Origin of the sequence: Streptomyces sp. NPDC050625 (genome assembly GCF_040654755.1) — a bacterium.
Classification (GTDB): Bacteria; Actinomycetota; Actinomycetes; order Streptomycetales; family Streptomycetaceae; genus Streptomyces.
On record NZ_JBFAIQ010000003.1, the window covers coordinates 204,833 to 224,096 of the forward strand.

The following is a 19,264-nucleotide window of genomic DNA, read 5'->3' on the forward strand; positions in this document are numbered from 1 at the left end:
CCCCTTGCCCGCCCCTAGGTGAGGCGTTCGAGCGGAGGGCATTCCCACGTCGCGTCCACGACCCGGGGACGGGGCCGGTACATGCGCAGGATGACGAACCAGAGGCCCTGCTCGGGTGTGGGCAGCCAGTTGGCCTCCCGGTCCCGGCCCGGCGACTCGGCCTGCAGATGCAGGGTCAGCCCGCCCTCGGAGTCGTGGACGAGCCCGGGGCTCCGGTCGCCGATCGAGTAGCGGCGCATGTCGTTGGCGATCAGGTTCATGTCCTCGCCGTAGGCGGTCAGGGACCAGAACCCCTCCACCGGCGGGAGGTTGCCGGGCTCGAAGCGCAACCGGTAGCGGCCGGTGGACAGCTTCGCGCCGTCGGCGTCGTCGTAACAGAGCAGATAGACCGCCTCGGCGGGGTCGTTGGCGGTGATCCCGACCAGTGACTGGTCGGCCGCACGCTTGAGGAAGTCGTCGCCGAAGCGCCCCGTCTGCGGCGGCGGATACCGCCAGCCGTTGACCAGGCGCGCCCAGTCGCCGCTGAGCATCTGCTGCTTGAGCAGCGGCATCCCGGTGGCGGCGGCCCGGATCAGGGATCGCTTGACGATCTCGGGCTGCAACTCGACGTCGAGCCCGGGCCCGACGCCGATCTCGGCGAACTGCCTCAGCAGCACCTCGTGGTGCGCGGGCGGCGGGTTCTCGGCCAGCATCGCGTTCAGGGTCTTCCAGGGAGCGAGGGGGTCCTTGGCCGGGTCCGCGGGCTCCAGCACGTCACGACGTGCCGGAAGCGTGTGCCCTTCCTGCCCGAACAGGCTCAGCGGGGTGAGCCGGTACCGCTCCTGCAGCGCGCGGACCTCGGGCACGTCCTCCTCACCGGCGACGAGCGTGCGGCCCAGCACCAGAACCCAAGGGCTGGGCGCCTGTGCCGTGCGCCGCACTCCGTCGGGCAGTTGCCCCTCCCACCCCGGTCCCGTGATGGCGAAGTGCCCCGCCTGTGAGCCGGTGGTGCGCTGGCCGACGTAGTCGAAGTTGTCCGAAGTGATCCCGGCCAGCTCGAACGTGAAGTACCTGTCACCCATGTCCGGATGCGACAGGACGACCGGCTCCGCGCTCACATCGACCCAGGCGAGCGAGTACAGGGTGTCGTTGTTGGGGCACCCGCCGTCCCGATAGGAGGCGTCCATCAGCCGCCGTGCGTGCCAGAAGTGGTTGACGGCCGCGTACGGAACGGTCTCCGGGTCGCGTTCCTGCGTGACCCACTGGTGGCGCAGCCGGGCGTTGTAGAGGTACGGGAATCCGTAGACGTACGCCTGCTCGCCCAGCGTGTAGGCGTACTCCCCGCGCCAGTCGTCCACCCGCCCGGTCAGGATCGGCGTCAACGCCTGGCGCAGCGTGGGCAGGACATCGGTCAGCCGGCGGGCGCGCTCCAGCGTGGCCTTGGGGTGGACGACCGCACGCCCGGCCGTCCGTGCCGCCGCGACGGCCGCGCCCGCCATGTCGCCCGGCGTACGCCACGGAGAATGCGTCCTCGACGATTTGGACATGTCAGCTATGTCAGCCATGTCAGCCATCCTCCCCCGCCTTCCCGATCGCCGCAGCCGGAGCCGTTCGCGCCGGGCCGCCCACCCCGACGTCACCGGCCCGGACGCGCTGGAGCTGAGCGAGGGCGGGACCGCGGACATGATCGTCCATGAGGCGCTGTTCCTGGCCACCCTCACCTCCTGAACGGCCTCCAGCTGGGAGTTCCTGATGTCCAAAGCGATCACCTTCTCCGAGTACGGCGGGCCCGAGGTGCTGCGGCTGTCGCAGGTCACCACGCCGGAGCCCGGCCCGGGCCAGGTCCGGATCCGGGTGCGGGCCGCCTCCGTGAACCCCTTCGACCTGAAGTTCCGGTCCGGTCTGATGGCCGACAGCGTCCCCGCCCGCTTCCCCGTGGTCCCCGGCCTGGACGCGGCGGGTGTCGTCGATGCCGTCGGCGAGGGAGCCGAGGCCGCCGTGGGGGACGAGGTCCTCGGTGTCACCGTCGGCGGCAGCTACGGCGAGTACGCCCTGCTCGACCGGCCGGTGGCCAAGCCCCAGGCCCTGTCGTGGGAGGCCGCCGCCTCGCTGGTCACGGTCGGCCGGACCGCGTTCCGTGTCCTGCGCCAGCTGGGTGTGCAGGCGGGCCAGACCCTGCTCGTCCATGGCGCCGCCGGCGGCGTGGGCACCGTCGCGGTGCAGTTGGCCGTCGCCGACGGCATCACCGTCGTCGGGACGGTCGGCGAGCACGACATCCAGCGCGTCACCTCACTCGGAGCCACCGCCGTCCGCTACGGCGACGGCTGGGTGGAGCGGGTGCGGGCGCTGGCTCCCCAGGGAGTCGACTTCGTCCTCGACGCCTCCGGCGCCGGTGTGCTCGCCGACTCCGTCGCTCTGACCGGGGACAGCGCACACGTCATCACCATCGCCGACACGTCCGCCGCGGAGCACGGCGTCCGCTTCAGCGCCGGTGACTCCGACCTGGCCGAGGAGCCCCTGCCGGAGCTGGTGCGGCTGGCCGCCGCCGGCAAGCTCACCGTACCGATCTGGCGCACCTACCCCCTGGCCGAAGCGGCACAGGCCCACAAGGACCTGGAGGCCCACCGCAACCGCGGCAAGGCCGTCCTGCTGCCCTGACCCCACTCGGCGACCGTCCGGACCCGGGCCGATCGTCCGGACAGGTGTCATCGGACCACCGCCCGAGGGCCGTGGGCGCGGCGCGACGGCACGGCGGTGTGCGGCGCCGTAGAGGTGGACCATGAAAAGCCGCGATGCGGATGTGTGCGTGATCGGCGCGGGGTTCGCGGGTCTGGCCGCCGCGCGGCAACTGGCGCGAGCCGGCCGCCGGGTGACGGTCCTGGAGGCCCGGGACCGGGTGGGCGGGCGCGTCTGGAACCGGCGGATGCCCGGCGGCACGGTGGTGTCGGCGGGCGGCACCTGGCTGGGCAAGGGCCAGGAGCGGATGTTCGCGCTCTGCCAGGAGTACGACCTGCCGGTGTACCCCCAGCACGCGGAGGGCGACCAGATCGTCCGCCTCGACGGCGCCAACCACCGCTACCGCGGCACCATCCCCAAGGTCGGCGCGGGAGCCGTCGCCTCCCTCGCCGTGGCCTTCGCCCGGCTGGAGCGGAAGGCGCGCCGCCTTCCCGTCGACACCCCCTGGCAGGCCCGCGGTGCCCGGGCGATGGACGCCCGCACGCTCGCGCAGTGGCTCTCCTCCCCCGTCAACCTGCCCTCGGCCGCGGCCCGCAGACTGGCCGCGGTGACGATGAGCCTGCTGTTCTGTGCCGACCCGGCCGAGGTCTCGCTGCTGGGCTCGCTCGTACTGGCCCGTGGCGGCGGCGGGTTCACGTACTACATCGACAGCCGGCGCACCGAGACCCACCTGGTCGACGGCGGCGTACCGGAGCTCGCCGTGCGGATGGCCCAGGGCCTGGGCGAGGCGGTACGGCTCTCCTGTCCCGTCACGCGCATCACCCAGAACGGCGACGACGCCCAGGTGACCGGCGACGGGCTCACCGTACGGGCCCGGCGGGTGATCGTGGCGACCCCGCCCGCGACGGCGGCGCGGATCGTCTACGACCCGCCCCTGCCCGCCGTCCACAGCCATCTGCTGCAACGGCTGGTCCCCGGCGCCGTCATCCGGGTGCACACCGTCCACCCCGAACCGTTCTGGCGCGGCCAGCAGCTCTCCGGGCAGACCCTGGCGCCCCAGTCACCGGTGGCCGTCACCATCGACCAGACCCCGCGCTCGGGACGGCCGGGGGTGCTCAGCAGCTACGCGTTCGGCCCCAGCGCCCTGCACCTGGGCCGACTGGCCGCGGAGCAGCGGCGCGAGCTGTGGCTGGCGGCGCTCGCCGAACGCTTCGGCCCGCAGGCGCTGACGCCCACCGACTATCTGGAAACGGACTGGTCGGCCGAACTCTGGTCGCTCGGCGGGATGATGGCCCACTTCGCCCCCGGTGTCCTCACCACCTACGGCAGCGCACTGCGCCGGCCGGTGGGCCGTATCCACTGGGCGGGCACGGAATCCGCCACCCTGATGCACGGACTGATGGAAGGCGCGGTGCGTTCCGGCGAACGGGCCGCACACGAGGTTCTGCTCTTGGACTAGATACTCAATTTTCTATTTCCGGCGTCACCGTTTATCACCCGCCGAGAAATCGCCGTCCAGCTCAATTAGCGTGTCGGGCAATATCGCCATGGTCGCCCTTGCCGGGCATGACGGCCACGGAGGCCACGGCCGCGAGCACCGCTGGTCATCGTCTTCGCCCAGAACCACGCTCGCGCAGCAGGACCTCGCGGTGACCACCGGAACGGAGGGCAGCGTGGGCCTGGCCGGCGCGACGCTCGGCGGCGGCTTCGGCTTCCTCACCCGCTGGCTCGGCCTGGCCTGCGACAGCCTGGTGGGGACCAAGGAAACGGAAACTTCGGAATCGTCACGTCGCTCACCTACCGCATGGCAGCGTACGGCTCCGGTCAGCGAGGACCGCCTCGGCACCCAGCAGGAGATCCACCGACCGCAGATCCTGCTGTTCGCGGTTCTCGCCGAAGGAACGCCGGACGAGGCAAAGGAGTTGCTGGCCCCTATCCTGTCGGTCGGCAACCCTCAGATCACGGTGCAAGAAGGCAACTGGGGCAAGCGCGGGGACCAGCCGGGTGTCTGCGACCCGCTCACCCCGCAGGCGCAGGGGCGAAGTACGACCCGCACAACGTCTTCCCGTACGAGCAGAGCATCCCGCCCGCGTCCTGCTGACCGGCTGAGCCCCCTCCCCGCCCAGAGCGAATCCAGCCGACGGGCGATCCAGGACACCGGCCGCCGCCGGCCAGTCATCGAGGCTGGTCGGCCGGGGGTCCCGAATGCGGTGATCCAGGATGGAATGTCTGCGACCGATGCCCCATATCACACATACGCCGAATGTGGCAGCATTGCGTGTGTGGCGTTTCGTGCTGAAGACAGGCGAGAGGAGTGCACCATGATCGCCAAGCTGCTCTGCAAGCTGTCCTTCACCCGCCACTACGGTGCGTACGGGGCCCACGAGTGGGATGCCTACGCCGGCGACGGGGACTGACCGCACTACCGGCGGGCGCCGACGGGCGTCCGCCGACTCCCACCCACGCTCCCGACGACATCGGCCTGGACAGGTACGACAGCCTGGACACGCACGAGAGCCAGGGACGATCTCATGGGCCGAATGAATGAGCCGCCGCGGTTGCCCGAAGGCAGCTTCGCCGCCTGGAGCCGCGACCGGCTGGCAGTGGCGCGCCGTGGCGCCGACGAGTGCGGGGACGTATGGCAGCTGGAGCCGGGTGTCTACGTAGCCGCTACGGCCGGGCCGTGTGAAGCAGTCCTGCACCGCGCGCATGACTTCCCCAAGGCACCCTCGCCGCTCTTCCCGCCCTTGAAACGGTCGAGCGGAACACCGACGCCCGAGGAGCGTTCCCACGCTCACGCCGCCCGCATGCGCGGACTGCGCCCGCAGGCGGTGGCGGCCCGGATCGGTGAGATCGCGCCCGGGACCGCTCGATTCGCCGACCAGTGGCCCACGGACCAGGACATCGAGATTCTGCCCCCGGTCCGGCACGCCCTGGCAGAGATCGGCGTGAGCTATCTCTACTCCGAAGACGCTCCCACCCTGCTGCCCTTCGCCGCACAGCTCTTCCTGGCCCGGGAGGTGCTCGTACGCCCCTCACGCTGGGCATGGCCGCGCTGGATCCCCACACCGGCACGACGGTTCCGTACACAGCAGCAAGTCGCCTTCACCGACGCTCTGCGGCCCATCGTCCACCGGCGCCGTTCATCGGGCCGACTCGGTGACGACGTGCTGGGACAGATGCTCCAGCCCTCCCCGCACTACGGCCTGCTGCCGGAAGAGGCCGTCCTCGACACCCTCCCCGCGATCACGGTCGCCACCTTCGAGACACCGTCCCGGGCAGCCGGATGGATCCTGCTCCACCTGGCCCGGTACCCCGAGGCAGCGAGCCGCGTCGCGGCCGAAGCCGCCCTGCTGCCCGCGGACCCGGCCGCGACGACCAGCGCCCACCTCGACAGCCTGCACTACACCGACGCACTGGTACGCGAGGTGCTCCGGCTGTACCCCCCGAGCTGGCTGCTGACCCGGCGCGCCAAGCGACAGACCGAGCTCGCCGACTACACCATCAACGCCGGATCCACCGTTCTCGTCTGCCCCTACACCGCCCACCGCGACGCACGGGAGCACACCGAGCCGGACGAGTTCCAGCCCGAGCGCTGGCTCGAAGATCCTGACTCGCCGACGAAACCCGGGGTCTTCCTCTCCTTCGGTACCGGCCCGCACGGCTGCGAGGGAGCCGCTCTGGCCATGGCCATGCTGACGCTGCTGACCGCGCAGACCGCCCGCCGCTACCACTTGAGCGAGCCGCCCGGACCGGAACCCGGCTACCAGGTCGCCACCTTCGAAGGTCTCGCGACTGTCGGCTTGCGCCTGCGTGCCACCGTGCGCGGCTGAGGGGCACGCCCGGACGGACGGCTCAGGGTTCGCTCAGCGTGTGTCGCTGGTCGAACTCGTCGGCGAGCATGCCCATCAGGACGAGGTCGTCGTACCGACCGGAGAAGAAGACGTGTTCCCGCAGGCGCCCCTCCTCGGTGAAGCCGAGCCGACGAAAGAGTGCCAGCGATGCCGCGTTGTGGGCGAAGATCGCTGCCAGGCATTTGTGATAGCGCCGCTCGGCGAACATGAAGCGCAGCAGCAGCACCAGGGCCTCTGTCGCGTAGCCCTTGCGCCGGTGGTCGGCACCGATCGTGACGTCACACTCGAACCAGCCTGAACGAGGCCCGGTGCGACATGAACCGACCGTGCCAACCAGCTCACCCGTGGCCGTCGTGACGACTGCCAACCGGAAGCGGTCGTCATCGCACGTGGCAACGGCCTGCTCCTGCGCCCAGGCACGGTGGCTCTCGGCGGACCTCGGCAGCTCCAGCCGGCTCCCTCGCCGCCCTTCGTCGTCGGCGAACCGCATGAACGCTGTCCAGTCGTCGGGCTCGATGGCACGTAGGCGTACCCGATGACCGGTCCAGGACGATGCCATGCCCAATTTGATCACGCTGCTGTGCGCGCGGCGACTCGCAGTGGGGTCAGGGCCTCAGCGGGAGGCAGGGGCCCAGCGGGGGGTCAGGGCCTGACCGCGAACACCATGCCGATGTCGCCGGCCTGCTGCACCGGGTCCTGCTCGGTGCTGACCGTGAAGCCGTGCGCGAGGAGGACCTCGCGGACTGTGTCACGGTTCTGCTGCCAGCGCTCCACCTCGACGACGGCCTGGCGGACCAGCGGCCAGTGCCGTTCCTCGATGCCGCTGAGCACATCGAGTTCGGCGCCTTCGACATCGACCTTGAGCAGGTCGATACGGTCGATGCCGTGCTCGTCGAGCACTGATGACAGGGGCCTGACCTTCACCCGGTGCGTCTCGAGCCGCCGCATCACCCGGAGCTTGCGGCCGACGAGAAGAGTGAGGAGGGGAGCGGGTACGCGGCGCAGGACCGGTCCCAGGCCGCCCTGGCGGATCATTTCGACCACGCTGGCGGTGACCCTCCGCCGCTCGGCCTCGATGTTCCCCTGATTCCGCGAGGAGGACGAGAAGATCGTGGCGGCCGGAACGTAGCTGAAATCGAGCTCGTCCTCACGGGACGCCAGGCCGTAAGGAAGCGCGGTCAGACGTCCGTCGAAGAACTCACGAGCATTGCGTTCGAGTACCGCGTGGAGAGGCGGCACCGGCTCGAAGGCGTAGATCCGCACGTCCCCGTCCAGCCGCTCATAGACGGCCGCCGAGAACACACCGATGTTGGCACCCACGTCGAGCACGGTCGCGCCCGGCGCGCACTCGACGCCGTGGGTGAAGTAGCCGCCCACCTCCTCGCGCAGGAAGGACGCCTCCCAACGATTGACACTGTGCAGTTCAATCGCACTCATGGCCATGACAAGTTGATGTATCAGGCTTGGAACCAACAATCCAGCCCGCACGCATCACTTCACCCGCCGACGTCCCAGATGCACAGGGACGTCACAGCGCCACCATCCTGCGCGCTGGAGCCCCGACCGAGCGCGGGTCACAGAATGACCACCTCTCCTACACACTCTGCACACACGGGCCTGCTGGGCACTACGGTCGCTCCACCCGAAACATCCTGGGGGGCGAGATGACCAACCCGTACACCACACCCATACCGCCGACACCACGCCCAGCAGACACCCGTCCGCTCCACAAGCGCGTACTCGTGTGGGTCGGCGGCACGGCCCTGTTCATCACGGGCGCGCTCATCGGCTCCACCGGGGGCGACGGGCAACAGCCCGTCGAGACCAAGGTCAAACCCGCGACGACCATCACCGCGACCGTCACAGCCACGCCCGAGCCCGGCCCGACCGTCACTGAGACCGTCAAGGCCAAGGCGAAGCCCGGCCCCACGGTCACTGTCACCAAGACCACCACCGCCAAGGCCGCCGGCAGCGGCAGCGGGAGTAGCAGCGGCCAGGACAGCACCGGCACGTGCTCGATCGTCTCCAACGCGGGAAACTGCTACTCGGCGGGACAGTTCTGCCGGAACAGCGACCACGGCGCCATTACCACCACCGCGGGCGGCGCGAAGATCAAGTGCACTTACAGATCAAACGCATGGCGCTGGACCTACATCTAATGGCCCAACGACACTCTGCTTGGCCTTTATCAAGTCTTTAGCCCGACACTCCCCCATTTAAGTTGCAACCAATCTATTTATGGTTGCGGCTCTTCAGGTCTGTGCCCAGCTCGAAGGGCAGGTGATCAGATGTGGCCACCAAGAAGATCAAGCCCGGCACGCCGGCTCCGGACTCCGGGCAGTACCGTCCGGTCGGCGGCGGCAACGAGGTGACTGCCATTCAGGGCAAGCCTCTGCCACCCACGCCGAAGCCGGGGCAGGGCTGGAAGCTGGTCGACAAGACCAAGCACAAGCCCAAGGGCAAGTAAGTAGGTGTGAGGGGGCAGGCCTTCGGGTCTGCCCCCTTCGCCGTGTCAGTCCGCGATCGGCAGGTAAACCCGCGGCGAACCGTTCGGACGACGCCCCCTCAGCCGCCACACCGCACTGCTCTGTGACGCTTTAGTCAATCACCGACCGGTGAGCCAACCCGCCAGATCGTAGACAGCCAGGCAGTAGGGATCGTGGACGTCCTTCCGCAGGCGCTCGATCTCCCCCATCTCCAGCAGCATCGGCAGGACGGCTTGTGCTCCTGTCGCGCCGGCGACAACTGAGCCTTCTTCGTCTCGAAGGGGAAGGTCGAAACCGGACGGCAGAGTGTCCTGCGATGTAGGGGTGTCCAGGTAGAGACGGCATGTTGCCTGGTCGAGAAGCAGGAAGCCACGCAAGCGCAGCTCCGCGGGCTCGTCAGACTCTGGGCGGATGGAAAAGGCCGCCCCCGCAGCAAGCAGTGCATCGGAGAGATGGAACTGCGGCTGGGCGACAAAGGCATGCACCGTGGCAGAGGCATCGATCACGGGGATCCCGAAGGCGTCGCGTGGTGCCTGCTCGACGTCTTGTTCGGAGCAGCCGGCCACTGCGCTTCGCAGAGCGGCCGCCAGGTCCCCGGAGGGGATGTTTGCGCCCTCTGGGTCCGTCAGCGGCATGTCGAAGGCAACTGACGCATCCAGTCGCCGTCCATCCCACAGAACGACGCGGCCGACACCGCGTCGTTCCGGGGCGTTCACGACACCACGGACAAGCCAGACCTGTTTTTCGAGGGTGATCGCCGAGACGCGGCTCAGCATTTCGTGAGCCAGCTGCGCCTGCAGATCGGAAAGGCCCGTCTCATCCCACATCATCGAGTGCTCCGTCACACCCGGTTCAACGCGTCAGGGCACCTGTTGTGTCCCTGGCAGAAGGCTGTAATCACGCCAATCTTGTCATCACGGTCGGCGAGCTTGTACTTGTGGTCACTGGTCTCCCAGTGGTACTGCGCGAGGACCCTCACTCGGGCAACAATGATCCCGATACGGTCGTAGAGCACAGCGCCGTACCACTTTCGCGTCCTGGTGCTCCCCCTCTCGGGGTGCTCGCTCACCGCGACCTTGATGACCTTTTCGTTGTGGATGTTGTGCGGTCCGGAGAAGTGAACCCACCCGAAATCCCTGTTGCCCTGCCGGGTGGGGATGTATCGGCCGTCCGCGTCATGACCCACGAACTTCACCACACTCCAGTGGCTACCGGCAGCCTCGCCGGCTGCCACTCCAGCGTCATCCCCCGCGGCCGTGGAGTCGGCAGCCGCAAAGGTCTCGCCTGTGTCAGCCCCTGTAGCAGAATCTTCCGGAGTGTCTGCTTCGGTAACGGCGTTGTACGTGAGTCCTTGCTGAGCAGCCTTAGCGGCTCCGAAAGTCTGGACGTACTGTTCATCGGAAGCAAGGCTGAGTTGGCTTGCGTCCAGATCGGCCAGCGCGTCGCCGTCGACAACAGCAGCGTCCGTCGACATTGAGGTCTGGTTTGAGACGTCAGGAGTGTCGGCGGGATCCCCAACGCAGCAGGACAGCCCGCGGCTCTGCCACGAGACGCGGGCTGTCCTGTCGAACTACGGCTATTCCGCCAGCGGCAGGTACACCCGGTTCCCGCTCGCGGCGAACTCCTTCGACTTCTGGAGCATCCCCTCAGCGATCTCGTCGAGTGATGCCCCCTCAGCCTCCGCGCCACCGAACCGCTCTGTGATGCTTTGACTAATCTTCATCGACCAGAACTTCAGGCACGAGCAGAAGTGGGCCGTCTGATCCGGCCCCGCCGGATGCCTTTGATCATGGACCTCTCATGCGCGCCGGTCACGCTACGCCGACACCTATAGGCGCCAAGGGCCAACGACGATGTGGTACATCCCGCAAATCGTTGACTCCAGCGGTTCTGGTGCGACGTCTCCCCTGAGAACCAGGCGGCCAGCGCCCTCACATGGGTCCAACGATGCCGGGCCGGACACGAGTGAGCCCCCTCCTGTGGCGAGGAGGGGGCTCAGATCGCACGCGCTCCACTTGCGACCTCCGCCGGGCTCAGACCCACTCCACCTCGGAGACGATCTGCGAGGCGCCTACAGGACTCGGCAGCGGTGTCCGGAACGGAGCCGACGGCGTCGGCAGGCGAGAACGCGAAGCGCCGACGGCAGCAAGTACGGCGGCCACATCGTCGTCACTCGCCCCCGCCAGTGCCTCAATCACCCCATCGAGTGCCTCGCCCACCTCAGTGCGCGTGACCACTCGAAGCCGGCGTCGGACCTGCGTTCTTGACCGTCAGAGGCAGCAACTTCTTGCCGGTCGGACCGATTTGTATGGCCGTGTCCATCTGCGGACACACCCCGCAATCGAAGCAAGGCGTCCAGCGGCAGTCCTCGACCTCCGTCTCGTCGAGGGCGTCCTGCCAGTCCTCCCAGAGCCAGTCCTTGTCGAGGCCGGAGTCGAGGTGGTCCCAGGGGAGGACCTCCTCGTAGGTGCGCTCGCGGGTGGTGTACCAGTCGACGTCGACGCCGAAGGGGGTGAGGGCCTTGTCGGCGCAGGCCATCCAGCGGTCGTACGAGAAGTGCTCGCGCCAGCCGTCGAAGCGGCCGCCGTCGTCGTAGACCGCGCGGATGACGGCGCCGATGCGGCGGTCGCCGCGGGAGAGCAGGCCCTCGACGATGCCGGGCTTGCCGTCGTGGTAGCGGAAGCCGATGGAGCGGCCGTACTTCTTGTCGCCTCGGATCTTGTCCCGGAGCTTTTCGAGGCGTGCGTCCGTTTCCTCCGCCGAGAGCTGCGGGGCCCACTGGAAGGGCGTGTGGGGCTTGGGGACGAAGCCGCCGATCGAGACCGTGCAGCGGATGTCGTTGGAGCGGGAGACCTCGCGGCCCTTGGCGATGACCTTCGTCGCCATGTCGGCGATCTGCAGGACGTCGTCGTCGGTCTCCGTCGGCAGGCCGCACATGAAGTACAGCTTCACCTGGCGCCAGCCGTTGCCGTAGGCCGTCGCCACCGTACGGATGAGGTCCTCTTCCGAGACCATCTTGTTGATGATCTTGCGGATGCGTTCCGAGCCGCCTTCGGGGGCGAAGGTCAGGCCCGAGCGGCGGCCGTTGCGCGTCAGCTCGTTCGCCAGGTCGATGTTGAAGGCGTCGACGCGGGTCGAGGGGAGCGAGAGGCCGATCTTGTCTTCCTCGTAGCGGTCGGCCAGGCCCTTGGCGATGTCGCCGATCTCCGAGTGGTCGGCCGAGGAGAGGGACAGCAGGCCCACCTCCTCGAAGCCCGTCGCCTTCAGGCCCTTTTCGACCATGTCGCCGATGCCCGTGATCGAGCGCTCGCGGACCGGGCGGGTGATCATGCCCGCCTGGCAGAAGCGGCAGCCGCGGGTGCAACCGCGGAAGATCTCGACCGACATGCGCTCGTGGACCGTCTCGGCCAGGGGGACGAGGGGCTGCTTGGGGTACGGCCACTCGTCCAGGTCCATCACCGTGTGCTTGGACACGCGCCACGGGACGCCCGACTTGTTGGGGACCACGCGGGCGATACGGCCGTCGGCGAGGTACTCGACGTCGTAGAACGCCGGGATGTAGACGCCACCGGTGCGCGCCAGGCGGAAGAGGACCTCCTCGCGGCCGCCGGGGCGGCCCTCCGCCTTCCACTCGCGGATGATCCTGGTCATGTCGAGCACGGCCTGCTCGCCGTCGCCGATGATCGCCGCGTCGATGAAGTCGGCGACCGGCTCGGGGTTGAAGGCCGCGTGGCCGCCCGCCAGCACGATCGGGTCGTCCAGCCCCCTGTCCTTGGCCTCCAGGGGGATGCCGGCCAGGTCCAGGGCCGTGAGCATGTTCGTGTAGCCGAGCTCCGTGGAGAACGACAGGCCGAACACGTCGAAGGCCCGCACCGGGCGGTGGCTGTCCACCGTGAACTGCGGGACGCCGTGCTCCCGCATCAGCGCCTCCAGGTCCGGCCACACGCTGTAGGTGCGCTCGGCGAGGACGCCCTCCTGCTCGTTCAGTACCTCGTAGAGGATCATGACGCCCTGGTTGGGCAGTCCGACCTCGTACGCGTCCGGGTACATGAGCGCCCAGCGCACGTCGCAGGACTCCCACGGCTTGACCGTGGAGTTCAGCTCCCCGCCTACGTACTGGATCGGCTTCTGCACATGCGGGAGCAGAGCTTCGAGCTGCGGGAACACAGACCCGACGGTCTCGGCGGTCTCGGCAGTGTCGGCGGATTCGGCAGGCATCTTGTCGAACCTTCGTGAGCTGACAGGGGTGACCATCAAGCCTAACCCGCTCGGGGACCCGGCCCGTACGCTCAGACGGACGCCCCGGACCTCATCCCCTTCCAGACCCCGGGCAGCTCGGCCTCCACGGCCGCCGCGCCCTGCTCCTCCCGCCCGTACAGCAGCCCGTAGGTGAACGCGCTCTCTCCCGCCGCGTGCGCCACGGCGGCCAGCTCGCGCAGGGTCTGGCGGGCCATGACGCTGTCCTGGTGGTCGCCGAGCAGGGTCTGCAGGGACTTCATGTCCTTGGTCAGGGCCGCGGCCGGGTCGCCGAGGGCGGGTGTGGCGGCCTCGGCGGCGTAGCGGGCCCGCTTGGCCTTCTTGCGGGCCTCGTGCAGCCCGAGGTCGCGCGCGTGGCCGGGGTCGAGGTCCAGCGCCTGTTCGACCAGGCCGGCGACCTTCGCGAAGTCCTTGCGTACGGCCTTGGCGATCACCTTCTCCGGCGTCCCGGCGGCCGCCTCCAGCAGTGGCGGGTCGGCGACCAGGGCGTCCAGGGTGTCGAGCAGCGTCAGATACCGCTGGGAGTCCAGGACGCCGATGACACGGCCGCGGGCTCCGCCGTGGCTGGCGCCGGCCCAGAGCCGGAGCCGCTCGTGGACGGGGCCGGAGACCAGTTCACCGGGGACCGCGTCGAGGGCGGCGGTCAGGCGCTCGGTGAGCACCTCGCGGTCGCGGTCCACGCCGAGCTCGGCCGCCAGCCACTTCAGCTCCACGCCGATCGGATCGGTGACGGTGCGGTCGAGGACCTTGCCGAAGGAGCGGAAGGTGCTGCGCATACGGCGCGTGGCGACCCGCATCTTGTGGACGGAGTCCTCCACGTCCCGGCGGACGGCGGGGTCGAGCTCGACGATCGCGTCCCGTTGGTCGCGGACGTAGGCGAGGATGTGGTCACCGGCGGTGACGGGTTCGGCGGGTTTGGCGGGCTTGGCCGGCTTCTTCGGGCCGCGGCGGGCCTTCTTGGCGGCCGGTGCGGTGTCGGCCAGCGCCCTGGCCAGCTTCGACGGCGCCTTCGACGGGCGTACGCCCGCCTTGCGCAACCGTTTCTCCACCTTGTCGAGGACGACCGGGTCCACGTCCTCGGCGAGCTCGACCTCGATCTCGGTCCACTGGGCGGTGCCGCCGCCCTCGGTGAGCCGCTCGGCGGTCACCGCGTCGACGCTTGCCTCGGCGAGCAGTCTGCCGGTGGCGTCGACGAGGTGGCGCAGGTCGCGGGCGGAGCGGAGCCGGACGACGGGGATCAGCTCTGCGTCCCGGACCCGGGAGCGCACCAGCGCGGCCAGTTCCTCGGGCAGGCTGTCGGAGAGCGGGGCGTGGATCTCCTCGCGCACGCCCGGGCCCAGCGGGAACTTGAGGTGCCAGCCGGCGTCGGAGCCGCCGGTGCGGCGGCGCAGGGTGATGGAGGCGGCCGCCAGGCGTTCGTCGGCCGTGTCGTGGTAGGTGGCGTCCAGCTCGACAACGCCTTTGTCGAGGATGGCCGCCACCCCGCCGACGCCGGTCAGGTCGGGCAGCCCACTGTCGTCGGATTCGTACTTGCGCTCGATCTCGCGTTTCGCATCCGCCATGAATCGAATCTAGTGGCAGGCGGGCCGCGATGGCAGAGCACACCCAGGCTGAATCACAGGCAAACTCCAGGAAATCGGGAGGTGAGCGACGCCCGCGGCAAGGGGCCACCGGGAAACGTCCGAGGCAAGGGGCCACCGGAAAAGTGGCCCCCGCCCTCTCCCCCTATGTCCCCCTGCGTGCCCCTACGCCGACATCGGGCGCTGCACCCTGATCGACTGCAGCAGGCCCACGGCCACCCACACCGCGAACATCGACGAGCCGCCGTATGACACGAACGGCAGTGGCAGGCCGGTGACCGGCATGATGCCGAGGGTCATACCGATGTTCTCGAACGCCTGGAAGGCGAACCAGGCGACGATCCCGGCGGCGACGATCGTGCCGTACAGCTCGGTCGTCTCACGGGCGATGCGGCAGGCGCGCCACAGAACGACGCCGAGGAGGAGGATTATCAGGCCCGCGCCGACGAAGCCCAGTTCCTCCCCCGCGACCGTGAAGACGAAGTCCGTCTGTTGTTCGGGGACGAACTGGCCGGTGGTCTGCGAGCCGTGGAAGAGGCCCGCGCCGGTCAGACCGCCCGAGCCGATCGCGATGCGGGCCTGGTTGGTGTTGTAGCCGACGCCCGCGGGGTCGAGGTCCGGGTTGGCGAAGGCCGCGAAGCGGTTGATCTGGTAGTCGTCCAGGATGTGCAGTTGCCAGACGGCGATCGCGCCGAGCGCGCCCGCGCCGAGCAGGCCGAAGACCCATCGGTTGGAGGCGCCCGAGGCGAGCAGCACGCCCAGGATGATGATCACCATGACCATGACCGAGCCGAGGTCGGGCATGAGCAGCACGATCAGGATCGGTACGGCGGCCAGGCCCAGGGCCTGCAGAACCGTGCGGTGGTCGGGGTACTTCTTGTCACCGGCGTCCACCCGGGCCGCCAGTATCATCGCCATCCCCAGGATGATCGTGATCTTCACGAACTCCGAGGGCTGGAGCGAGAAGCCGCCGCCGAGCACGATCCAGGAGTGCGCGCCGTTGACGGTCGAGCCGAGCGGTGTGAGCACCAGCAGGATGCCGAAGACCGAGATGCCGTAGAGGATCGGCACGGCCGTGCGCAGGGTGCGGTGGCCGAGCCAGATCGTGCCGATCATCAGGGCGAGCCCGATGCCGGTGTTCATGACGTGCCGGAGCAGGAAGTAGTACGGGTCGCCCTGGTTGATCTCGGTGCGGTTGCGGGTCGCGGAGTAGACCAGCAGCGAACCGAGCAGGGACAGGGCGAGCGACGCCAGCACTATCGGCCAGTCCAGGCGGCGGGCCAGCGAATCGCGGGCGAAGAGACGGGTCCAGCCCGCGCGTGCGGGGCCGTATCCGGAGACGGAGAAGCTGTTCGCGCCGGTCATGTGAGCATCCTCCGGCTTCCCCCGCGGCGACGGCGCCTGCGGGTGTTGCTGTTGCCCGTCCCCGGCGAGGCGGTGGTCGCGGCGGGCTGCGAGGCGTCCGGTGACGGCGATCCCGACGGGGTGGCCTGGATGTCCTTGGCCGGGTCCTTGGACACCTTCGGGGACTTGATCGTGCCGTCCGTGCGGACCTTGGGCAGGTTCTTCTCCGGCGTGGGCAGCAGCGCCTTCTTGTTGTCGATGGAGCCGTCCGGCTGGACGCCGTACATCGCGCTGTAGATGTTCCGCACGGCCTCACCGGAGGCGCCGGAACCCGTACCGGCCTGGGCGATGGTCATGATGACCGTGTAGTCCTTGGAGTAGGTGGCCAGCCAGGACGTGGTCTGCTTGCCGTAGACCTCGGCGGTACCGGTCTTGGCGTGCAGGGCGATCTTGTCCTGCGGCCAGCCGCCGAACTTCCAGGCGGCGGTACCGCGGGTGATGACGCCCGCGAAGGCGTCGTTCATGCCCTTGAGGGTGGCCTTGCTGACCGGCAGCCTGCCGTTCTTCCTGGGCTTGATCTCCTGGACGGACTTGCCGTCGGCGCTGATGACCGCCTTGCCGATGGTCGGCTTGTACATGGTGCCGCCGTTGGCGACGGCGCCGTAGATCACGGCCTCCTGGATCGGCGTGACGAGGGTGTCGCCCTGGCCGATGGAGTAGTTGATCTCGTCGCCCTCGCGCATCTTGTTGCCTTCGAGGCAGTTCTCGTACGCGATCTTCTCGACGTACGAGCCGTCCTTCTTGCCGGACTTGCACCAGGCGTCCTTGTTGGCCTTCCAGTAGTCGAGCTTCCACTGGCGGTCCGGGACGCGGCCGGTGACCTCGTTGGGCAGGTCGACGCCGGTCTCCTTGCCGAGGCCGAACTGGTGGGCGGTCTTGAAGAACCAGTCCTTGGGCTGGCCCTTCTTGGGGTTGATGCCGCCGTCCCTCTTCCACTCGCGGTCGGCGAGGCCGTAGAAGACGGTGTCGCAGGAGACCTCCAGCGCCCGGCCGAGCGAGATCGGGCCGAAGTTCTCACCCTCGAAGTTCTTGAAGACCTGTCCGCCGACGGAGTACGAGCTGGTGCACGGGTAGCCGCCGTCCCAGACGTAACCGGCCTGGACCGCGGCGGCCGTGGAGACCACCTTGAACGTCGAACCCGGCGCCGCCTGACCCTGTATGGCCCTGTTGAGCAGCGGGTAGTCGGAGTTCTTGCCGGTGAGCTTCTTGTAGTCCTTGGCGGAGATGCCGCCGACCCAGACGTTCGGGTCGTAGTTCGGCGCCGACGCCATCGCGACGATCCGGCCGGTCTTGGCCTCCATCACGACGACGGCGCCGGAGTCGGCCTTGTAATTCTCCTGGGTGATCTTGTCGTACTGCTGGCGGGCCTTCTCCATCGCCACGTTCAGCTCGTACTCGGCGACCCGCTGGACGCGGGAGTCGATGCTGGTGACCAGGTTGGAGCCGGGCTCGGCGTCGTCCGACTTGGCCTTGCCGATGACCCGGCCGAGGTTGTCGACCTCGTAACGGGTGACGCCGGCCTTGCCGCGCAGTTCCCTGTCGTACTGGCGCTCGAGACCGCTGCGGCCGACCATGTCGGAGCGCAGATACGGCGAGTCGGTGTCCTTGGCCTGCTGGATCTCGTCGTCGGTGACCGGGGAGAGATAGCCGAGGACCTGCGCGGTGTTGGCCTTGCCGGGGGCCGGGTAGCGGCGCACGGCCTCCGGCTCGGCGGTGATGCCGGGGAAGTCCTCGGAGCGCTCGCGGATCTGCAGGGCCTGCCGGGCGGTGGCCTCGTCGGTGATCGGGATCGGCTGGTACGGCGAGCCGTTCCAGCACGGCTGCGGGGTCTTGGCGTCGCACAGCCGGACCTTCTGCATGACCTCCTTGGGGTCCATGCCGAGGACCCCGGCCAGCTTGGTGAGCACCCCCTTGCCGTCGTCCTTCTGCTTGAGCAGGTCGGTACGGGACGCGGAGACGACGAGGCGGGTCTCGTTGTCGGCGATCGGGACCCCGCGCGCGTCCAGGATCGAGCCGCGCACGGCGGGCTGTACGACCTGCTGGACGTGGTTGCCGGACGCTTCCTTGGCGTAGGCGGCGCCCTCCCGGATCTGCAGGTACCACAGGCGGCCGCCGAGGGTGCCGAGCAGGGAGAGGACAAGGATCTGGATCACGACGAGCCGGGTCTGGACCCTTGGGGTCCGTCCGGTCTCCGGAATGTTAGTCATGGGCGAAGCCCATTCCTTCAAGGGTGGTGGTGGGAGACGGGTGGGCATTGGTCACTGTGGCTGCCTCCCCCTCTCAGTGTGTGTACGACTCATATACGACGAACCTGTGCGCCCGGTCCTCGGCCAACCGGCGTGTCCTCACAGCCGCTTGACCCCCTTGATGCGGCCGACGCGGGTGGCGCGGGTACGGGCCTTGGTCTTGAGGCTGCCGAGGCCGCCACGCTGGCCGCCGATGCGCAGGCCCGTGCCGGAGGAGAGCCAGCCGGAGGAGAGGTCGGTGGCCTTGGCGCCGGAACCGCTCTCCGAGAGAGGGTCGTTCTCGGCACGGCGGGCCAGGGCCATGATCCCGGGGACGACGAACGGCGCGAGCAGCAGGTCGTACAGGGCGGCCGTGAGCAGCAGGCTGCCCAGGCCGACGTGGCGGGCGGCGGTGTCGCCGACGAGGGCGCCCACACCGGCGTACAGCATGGTCGAGCCGATCGCCGCGGCGACCACCACGACCATGGGTCCGGTGGCCGACTTGAGCCGGCCGTTCTCCGGCTTGATGAGTCCCGCGCCGTAGCCGATGACGCACAGGACCAGGGCGTAGCGGCCGGCGGCGTGGTCGGCGGGCGGGGCGAGGTCGGCGAGCAGTCCGGCGCCGAAGCCGACGAGGGCGCCGCCCACATGGCCGTACACCATGGCCAGGCCAAGGACGGTGAGCAGCAGTATGTCGGGCACGGCACCCGGGAGGTGGAGCCGGGACAGCACGCTCACCTGGACGACCAGGGCGACGACTACGAGGGCGGTGGAGAGCAGGATCCGGTTGACACGCATGGGGA

At 69.0% G+C, this 19,264-nt stretch carries 17 protein-coding genes and 1 pseudogene; 7 read left to right on the plus strand and 11 right to left on the minus strand.

The features are described 5' to 3' along the window. Window positions 1–14: 14 nt before the first annotated feature. Entirely contained in the window at window positions 15–1,544 is a 1,530-nt protein-coding gene (locus AB0I54_RS08440; RefSeq protein WP_363295147.1) for a DUF1254 domain-containing protein, read from the minus strand. Here AB0I54_RS08440 and AB0I54_RS08445 point away from each other — a divergent pair. From AB0I54_RS08445 to AB0I54_RS08465, 5 genes are all read left to right on the plus strand, one after another. After that, on the plus strand, window positions 1,543–1,707 hold the full coding sequence (locus AB0I54_RS08445; RefSeq protein ID WP_363295148.1) for a hypothetical protein: 165 nt from the start codon (window positions 1,543–1,545) through the stop codon (window positions 1,705–1,707). The two genes, AB0I54_RS08440 and AB0I54_RS08445, sit on opposite strands and share 2 nt — an antisense overlap. A gap of 24 nt (window positions 1,708–1,731) precedes the next feature. Then, window positions 1,732–2,637 carry an NADP-dependent oxidoreductase gene (locus AB0I54_RS08450; RefSeq protein ID WP_363295149.1) on the plus strand — a complete coding sequence of 302 codons (906 nt, stop codon included), beginning with the start codon at window positions 1,732–1,734 and terminating at the stop codon, window positions 2,635–2,637. A gap of 121 nt (window positions 2,638–2,758) precedes the next feature. After that, entirely contained in the window at window positions 2,759–4,114 is a 1,356-nt protein-coding gene (locus AB0I54_RS08455; RefSeq protein WP_363295151.1) for an NAD(P)/FAD-dependent oxidoreductase, read from the plus strand. A gap of 70 nt (window positions 4,115–4,184) precedes the next feature. Further along, window positions 4,185–5,072, plus strand: coding sequence for a hypothetical protein (locus AB0I54_RS08460; RefSeq protein WP_363295152.1), 888 nt, complete (start codon window positions 4,185–4,187; stop codon window positions 5,070–5,072). Window positions 5,073–5,195: 123 nt separating this feature from the next. After that, window positions 5,196–6,488, plus strand: coding sequence for a cytochrome P450 (locus AB0I54_RS08465; RefSeq protein ID WP_363295153.1), 1,293 nt, complete (start codon window positions 5,196–5,198; stop codon window positions 6,486–6,488). Between the two features lie 22 nt (window positions 6,489–6,510). Here AB0I54_RS08465 and AB0I54_RS08470 read toward each other — a convergent pair whose 3' ends face one another. Both AB0I54_RS08470 and AB0I54_RS08475 read right to left on the minus strand, forming a co-directional pair. Further along, window positions 6,511–7,068 carry a GNAT family protein gene (locus tag AB0I54_RS08470; protein WP_363295154.1) on the minus strand — a complete coding sequence of 186 codons (558 nt, stop codon included), beginning with the start codon at window positions 7,066–7,068 and terminating at the stop codon, window positions 6,511–6,513. An 83-nt stretch (window positions 7,069–7,151) separates the two neighbouring features. Beyond that, window positions 7,152–7,946, minus strand: coding sequence for an FkbM family methyltransferase (locus AB0I54_RS08475; protein ID WP_363295155.1), 795 nt, complete (start codon window positions 7,944–7,946; stop codon window positions 7,152–7,154). A gap of 227 nt (window positions 7,947–8,173) precedes the next feature. Between AB0I54_RS08475 and AB0I54_RS08480 the strand changes: the two genes are divergently transcribed. Both AB0I54_RS08480 and AB0I54_RS08485 read left to right on the plus strand, forming a co-directional pair. Continuing rightward, the gene (locus AB0I54_RS08480; RefSeq protein WP_363295156.1) at window positions 8,174–8,668 is read left to right on the plus strand and encodes a hypothetical protein; all 495 of its coding nucleotides are present in this window, start codon (window positions 8,174–8,176) and stop codon (window positions 8,666–8,668) included. A 131-nt stretch (window positions 8,669–8,799) separates the two neighbouring features. Beyond that, on the plus strand, window positions 8,800–8,976 hold the full coding sequence (locus AB0I54_RS08485; RefSeq protein ID WP_363295157.1) for a YjzC family protein: 177 nt from the start codon (window positions 8,800–8,802) through the stop codon (window positions 8,974–8,976). A 138-nt stretch (window positions 8,977–9,114) separates the two neighbouring features. Here AB0I54_RS08485 and AB0I54_RS08490 read toward each other — a convergent pair whose 3' ends face one another. The 8 genes and pseudogenes from AB0I54_RS08490 to mreD all read right to left on the minus strand — a co-directional run bounded on the left by AB0I54_RS08490 (window position 9,115) and on the right by mreD (window position 19,259). Further along, a complete protein-coding gene (locus tag AB0I54_RS08490; protein WP_363295158.1) occupies window positions 9,115–9,825 on the minus strand; it encodes a hypothetical protein in 711 nt (236 codons plus the stop codon). 11 nt (window positions 9,826–9,836) lie between these two features. Continuing rightward, window positions 9,837–10,469 (minus strand): hypothetical protein, encoded by a 633-nt coding sequence (locus AB0I54_RS08495; protein ID WP_363295159.1) that lies wholly within the window; start codon window positions 10,467–10,469, stop codon window positions 9,837–9,839. A 102-nt stretch (window positions 10,470–10,571) separates the two neighbouring features. Next, a pseudogene (locus tag AB0I54_RS08500) lies at window positions 10,572–10,799 on the minus strand (phosphomethylpyrimidine synthase ThiC); the annotation flags it as partial. Window positions 10,800–11,215: 416 nt separating this feature from the next. Next, entirely contained in the window at window positions 11,216–13,213 is a 1,998-nt protein-coding gene (locus AB0I54_RS08505) for a TIGR03960 family B12-binding radical SAM protein (protein ID WP_363295160.1), read from the minus strand. Between the two features lie 71 nt (window positions 13,214–13,284). Beyond that, window positions 13,285–14,814, minus strand: a complete 1,530-nt coding sequence (locus AB0I54_RS08510) for a CYTH and CHAD domain-containing protein (RefSeq protein WP_363295161.1) — start codon at window positions 14,812–14,814, stop codon at window positions 13,285–13,287. A gap of 183 nt (window positions 14,815–14,997) precedes the next feature. Beyond that, window positions 14,998–16,197 carry a rod shape-determining protein RodA gene (gene rodA, locus AB0I54_RS08515; RefSeq protein WP_363295162.1) on the minus strand — a complete coding sequence of 400 codons (1,200 nt, stop codon included), beginning with the start codon at window positions 16,195–16,197 and terminating at the stop codon, window positions 14,998–15,000. Further along, window positions 16,194–18,443: a penicillin-binding protein 2 gene (gene mrdA, locus AB0I54_RS08520; protein ID WP_363295163.1), complete on the minus strand. Its 2,250-nt coding sequence runs from the start codon at window positions 18,441–18,443 to the stop codon at window positions 16,194–16,196. Before mrdA ends, rodA begins: the two co-directional genes overlap by 4 nt. Before the next feature lie 138 nt (window positions 18,444–18,581). After that, entirely contained in the window at window positions 18,582–19,259 is a 678-nt protein-coding gene (mreD, locus tag AB0I54_RS08525) for a rod shape-determining protein MreD (RefSeq protein WP_363295164.1), read from the minus strand. Window positions 19,260–19,264 lie beyond the last annotated feature (5 nt).